Origin of the sequence: Gordonia sp. i37, assembly GCF_002043085.1 — a bacterium.
In the GTDB taxonomy this organism is placed as follows: Bacteria; Actinomycetota; Actinomycetes; order Mycobacteriales; family Mycobacteriaceae; genus Gordonia; species Gordonia polyisoprenivorans.
This window is the reverse complement of sequence record NZ_MVPX01000585.1, coordinates 1-5,227: the sequence shown is the minus strand read 5'-3', so window position 1 is coordinate 5,227 and position 5,227 is coordinate 1. Positions and strand designations below refer to the sequence as shown.

Genomic DNA, 5,227 nt, shown 5'->3' with positions numbered 1-5,227 from the left:
CGCGAGCCCCCTGCCGATCGAGATGTACGGCGATATGTTCGGCATCCCGGAAGATCGGTTGGTCGCCGTCGGTCATGCCGCTGATGAGATCACTGCCTGGGCCGATCCCGAGCTGCTGGCCGGGAGGGACCCTGCTGAGGTGCAGACCGAGGCCGCGCTGTTCATTCATGACCTGGCCGAGGAATTGGTTGCCGACCGCCGTGAGAACCCGAAGAACGATCTCGTCACGAACCTCGTGCAGGCCGAGGTCGACGGCGAGAAACTGACCGACTTCGAGATCGGTGCCGTGATGACGCTGTTCTCGGTGGCGGCGACCGACACCACGCGTCACACCACGAGTTTCGCCGTGAAGGCGTTGACGGACTTCCCCGAACAGCGGGCGTGGTTGTGGGAGGACTTCGAGGGCCGGATCAATCAGTCGATCGAGGAGTTCCTGCGGTGGGGGTCGGTGGTACTGACCTTCCGCCGTACCGCCGTGGCCGAGTACGAGCTCGGCGGTCAGCAGATCCTGCCGGGCGACAAGGTCGTGATGATGTACGGGTCGGGCAACTGGGACGCCGAGGTCTTCGACAACCCCGACACGTTCGACCTGACGCGTAGCCCCAACCCACATGTCGTTTTCGGCGGTGGCGGCGTGCATTACTGCCTCGGTAATCAGCTGGCCAAGTCGATGATGCGGTCACTGTTCCGGGAACTGCATCAGCAGATGCCGGACTTCGTCGCCGGTGAACCGAAGCTGATGCGAACCAATTTCATGCGCGGTGTACTGGAGATGCCGTTCTATCCGCACGGGAGGAAGTGATGACCGTGGCGACGACAGGTTGCCGGATCAAGGTGGACATGGGCCGATGCTCGGGTCTGGGCTTGTGCGAGGCCGAGGCCCCCGACCATTTCGAGATCGGTGACGACGGGCAGCTGACCGTGCTGGCCTTCGATGTCACCGAACGTGATCGGGACGAGGTCGAGGCCGCGGTGCGCTCCTGCCCGACACAGGCGATCACGATCGAGGACTGACGTGAGTATCGATCACCTGGTGGTGGTGGGTGCCGGACTCGCAGGCATTCGTGCCTGCGAGTCCGCGCGGCGTGAGGGGTACCTGGGTGCGCTGACCCTGGTCGGAGCCGAGGAACACCTGCCTTACGATCGTCCGCCGCTGTCGAAGGAACTCCTGATGGGGCCGGACGAGCCGGTCATCCCGGAGTTGCGTGAACGGGAGTTCCTGGTCGACGAGCTCGGCATCGAGATCCGCACCGGTGCGCCGGCGGTGGGCCTGGACGTCGAGTCGCGCAAACTGGCAACCGCGGCCGGCGACATCGGTTACGACGCACTGATCATCGCGGTCGGCGCGCATGCGCGCCGGCTTCCCGGAAGCGACGGCGTCGGCGGGATTCACACGGTGCGTACCTACGCCGACACCCAGTCGATCTGGCGGGCCCTGCGGTCCTCGTCGCGCGTGGTGGTGGTCGGCGCCGGATTCATCGGCGCCGAGGTTGCCTCGGCGGCAAGAAAATTGGGACTCTCGGCGACGATCGTCGAGGCCGCCCCGGCGCCGCTGACGCGGTCACTCGGCATCGAAGGCGGTGCCCTGTGCGCAGATCTGCACGCCGCCAACGGAACCGAACTGATCCTCGGTGTGGGGGTGGAGGGCTTCCGGACCGGGATTGTCCAGACCGGGGATTTGCAGACTGGGGAATCCCGGGTGACGGGCGTGGTGCTCTCCGACGGTCGGGTGCTCGACGCAGATCTCGTGGTCGTCGGCGTCGGCGCGATTCCGTCAACCCAATGGCTGGCCGATTCCGTTGTGGCACTCAATGATCGCGACGGTGGCGTGGAGTGTGACGAGTATCTGGCCGCGCTGGGTGTCGACGGGACGCCGATTCCGGGTGTGTGGGCGGCCGGTGACGTCGCCCATTGGCCCAACGGATTGTTCGACCGCCGCATGCGACTCGAACACTGGACGAGCGCGGCCGAGCAGGGGGCGCTGGCGGCACGTAATGCCCTGTCGGACGGCGATCTCACCGCGTATCAGACCGTGCCGTACTTCTGGTCGGACTGGTACGGGGCGCGGTTGCAGTTCGTCGGGGTGCCGCACACCGACGAACTCCTGGTGCAACACCGGGCCGACAAGACCGGCGGAACCGTGGTGCTCTACCGCGAGGCCGACACGCTCGCCGGCGTCCTGACCATCGGCCGGCCGGACCTCATCATGAAGTATCGGCGGCTGGTGTCGAAGCGGGCGTCGTGGGCGGATGGGGTGGCGTTCGGTGCCGCCCACTGCTGAACGGCTGGGACCGCGGAGTCCGTCTCGGACTCCGCGGTCACTGTCCGTTCTCGTTGAACCAGAACGCGGTCGCCTCGGATCGATTGGCGGCCTGCAGCTTTCGCAGAACGTGCTTGACGTGCTGTTTGACGGTGCCCTCGGAGATCACGAGCTCGTGCGCGATGGCACCGTTCGTGCGTCCCTGGGCCAGCAGTGCGAGGACCTCGAGTTCGCGGGCGGTCAACCCGGCGTCGGCGATGCGACGCGAGCGAGAGGCGCGCGGCGCGGCCGGGTTCGGGGTGTCGGCGAACACCGGCTCGTCGTAATCCGGGATGAGACTGCGGCGTACGGAAACGCTGTGGGCCTCGTCGGCAGTCTGGCCGATGGCGTCGGTGATCGACTGCAGTCCGGTGCGCAGGGTGGCGAGCTCCTCGCTCATCCGGGCGCGGCTCAGTGCGAGTCGCAGGCTCTGGGCGAACCCCATGAGCAGTTGGCAGTCCTCGCCGGTGACGTCGCCGCTCTGCCGGTACTTGTCGGCGTGCAGCAGGCCGACCACGCGCCCCTCGGACACGATGGGTGCCGCCACGTACGACCGGGACAACGAGACCTCGGCGATCGGGCGATTGACCCGGACGTCCTCCTGCACGTCGGTGACGAGCAGGCCTTCACGACGTCGCACGATCTCGGTCTCGTGGATCTGGGGCCCGAGGGTCTGGGGGTTCTGGCGCCCGGCCTGGTTGATCGCGTCGGACCACTCGGGCTCGTCGGGAACGTAGGCACATTCGGAGGTCCAGAGGCGTCCGTCGACCCGCGAAATGATCGCGCGGTGAAAACCGAGCTCGCAGATCAGTTGCGGGGCGAGGGTGACGATTTCCTCGGTGCTGCACGGCGCGGCCTCGAGTTGCGACACCGCGTCGGCGAGGCGTGCGGCGATGCCGGTGCGTTCGTCGAGGCGGTCGACGAGCAGACGGTCCACGGACTGGAGTTTGGCCAGCCGGGCGCTCAACTCCGGCGACAGCTCGCCGAGTTCGGTGTCGAGTACGGACGCGAGATCCGACCATGCCTGCTGGAGAAGGTGTTTCACCGGAATAAGGTTCCGGTCGGCGTCGCCCACGTGCTCACGCAGTGCGGCCAGGATCTCACGCGAATCCACAAGCGGCCCTGCGTCAGAGGAGGTGGACGCCTTCGCTCTGACGATGTGGTGCATCTACAAGACTCTACCAATGTGTGTTGTCAATCACATAACCCGTTCACGACAGAAGGAAAACATGTATCCAGCAATTCACGCGGCGCGCACTCCCGATAAGCCGGCGATCATCGTCGGTGACACCGGCGACATTCTCACCTACGCCCAACTCGAGCGTCAATCGACGCAATTGGCCAATGCGCTGCGCGCCGCCGGTTTCGTCGACGGTGACGTGGTCGCGTTGCTGAGCACCAATGCCGTCGAGGTGTTCGTCGTGTACTGGGCCTGCCTGCGCAGCGGGCTGTATCTCACGCCGGTGAATACGCATCTGTCGCCCGGCGAGATCGCCTACATCGTCAACGACTGCGGCGCGCGTGCGCTCGTCGCGTCGGCGGATCTCGCCGAGGCGGCCGCGGCGGCCCGGGCCGAGTGCGCGAGCCTCGAGATCGCACTGTCCTTCGATCCGCGAGTCGGCGACGGTGAACGTGGCGAGTCGATCGAGGGATTCGGCGATTACGCGGAGTTCGTGGCGAGCGGGTCGCCCGAGGCGCCCGATCATCAGCGGCGCGGCAACGACATGCTTTACAGCTCGGGGACGACGGGACGGCCCAAGGGGGTCAAGCCGCCGCTGCCCGAGCGGGAGGTCGGCGATCCGGGTGACCCCTATGTGATGGTGTTCGGTGGCACCTATCGAATGGGTCAGGACACCGTGTACTTCTCACCGGCGCCCCTGTATCACGCAGCGCCGCTGCGTTTCGGGATGATCACACAGAGCCTCGGTGGCACCGTGATCACCGTCAAGAAGTTCGACGCGCAGCAGTGCCTCGAGCTCATCGAGCGGTATCGGGTCACCCACACCCAGTGGGTGCCCACGCATTTCGTGCGCATGTTGCGGTTGCCGGCCGAGGTGCGGGAACGCTACGACGTGTCGAGCCTGACGCACGCGGTGCACGCGGCCGCGCCGTGTCCGCCGGAAGTCAAGAAGGCGATGATGGACTGGTTCGGTCCGATCCTGCACGAGTACTACTCGTCGACCGAGGCCAACGGCATCACCATGGTGAATCCGGTCGAATGGCAGACCAAACCCGGCACCGTCGGACAGGCGAAACTCGGTGTGCTGCACATCTGTTCCGACGAGGGCGTCGAACTGCCGGTGGGGGAGTCGGGCACGGTGTACTTCGAACGCGACGCGTTGCCGTTCAGCTATCACAACGATCCGAAGAAGACGGCGTCGGCGCAGCACCCCGAGCATCCGACGTGGACCACGACCGGCGACATCGGCTATGTCGACGAGGATGGCTACCTGTTCCTCAACGACCGCAAGGCATTCACGATCATCTCCGGCGGCGTCAACATCTACCCGCAGGAGATCGAGAACTGCCTGGCCCTGCACCCCGACGTCGACGATGTCGCGGTGGTCGGTGTGCCCGATCCGGAATACGGCGAACGTGTGCTCGCGGCGGTGAAGACGGCGCCGGGCGTCGTCGGCGACGACGACGTGGCACAGCGATTGCAGACCTTCGTCCGAGAACACCTCGCGGGGTACAAGGTGCCTCGGGAGTTCCGTTTCGTCGACGACCTGCCGCGTACCCCAACCGGGAAGCTGGTGAAAGGGCCGCTGCGCCAGAAGTTCTCGAACGATCAGGCCGGAGTATGAGACTCCGCGAGGGACGACGATCCGCAGAGAGGAACTCGAGGTAGACCATGGGTGTCGAGGTGAGTGTGGCGAATCTGACGAAGTCGTTTGGTTCGCAGAATATTTGGCGTGATGTGTCGTTGAC

5 protein-coding genes are annotated in these 5,227 nt (G+C 65.7%); 4 read left to right on the top strand and 1 reads right to left on the bottom strand.

Translation table 11 applies throughout. The features are described from left to right. The 3 genes from B1964_RS28350 to B1964_RS28340 form a co-directional block, all read left to right on the top strand. A partial coding sequence (locus tag B1964_RS28350; protein ID WP_139765924.1) for a cytochrome P450 occupies positions 1 to 802 on the top strand: 802 nt, incomplete at its 5' end. Further along, positions 802 to 1,014 carry a ferredoxin gene (locus B1964_RS28345; protein ID WP_079932168.1) on the top strand — a complete coding sequence of 71 codons (213 nt, stop codon included), beginning with the start codon at positions 802 to 804 and terminating at the stop codon, positions 1,012 to 1,014. The genes B1964_RS28350 and B1964_RS28345, both read left to right, overlap by 1 nt. Before the next feature lies 1 nt (position 1,015). Continuing rightward, entirely contained in the window at positions 1,016 to 2,281 is a 1,266-nt protein-coding gene (locus tag B1964_RS28340; RefSeq protein WP_253194253.1) for an NAD(P)/FAD-dependent oxidoreductase, read from the top strand. A 37-nt stretch (positions 2,282 to 2,318) separates the two neighbouring features. Here the strand turns inward: B1964_RS28340 and B1964_RS28335 are convergent, their stop codons facing one another. After that, complete coding sequence (locus tag B1964_RS28335; protein ID WP_079932166.1) at positions 2,319 to 3,467, bottom strand: LuxR C-terminal-related transcriptional regulator; 1,149 nt, start codon at positions 3,465 to 3,467, stop codon at positions 2,319 to 2,321. A 61-nt stretch (positions 3,468 to 3,528) separates the two neighbouring features. Here B1964_RS28335 and B1964_RS28330 point away from each other — a divergent pair, with 61 nt between their 5' ends. After that, a complete protein-coding gene (locus tag B1964_RS28330; RefSeq protein WP_079932165.1) occupies positions 3,529 to 5,103 on the top strand; it encodes an acyl-CoA synthetase in 1,575 nt (524 codons plus the stop codon). Positions 5,104 to 5,227: the final 124 nt, after the last annotated feature.

Excerpts from the sequence above, each read along its gene's own strand:
- B1964_RS28335 (WP_079932166.1), bottom strand. The coding sequence starts at position 3,467 with ATGCACCACATCGTCAGAGCGAAGGCGTCCACCTCCTCTGACGCAGGG.
- B1964_RS28330 (WP_079932165.1), top strand. The coding sequence starts at position 3,529 with ATGTATCCAGCAATTCACGCGGCGCGCACTCCCGATAAGCCGGCGATC.
- B1964_RS28345 (WP_079932168.1), top strand. The coding sequence starts at position 802 with ATGACCGTGGCGACGACAGGTTGCCGGATCAAGGTGGACATGGGCCGA.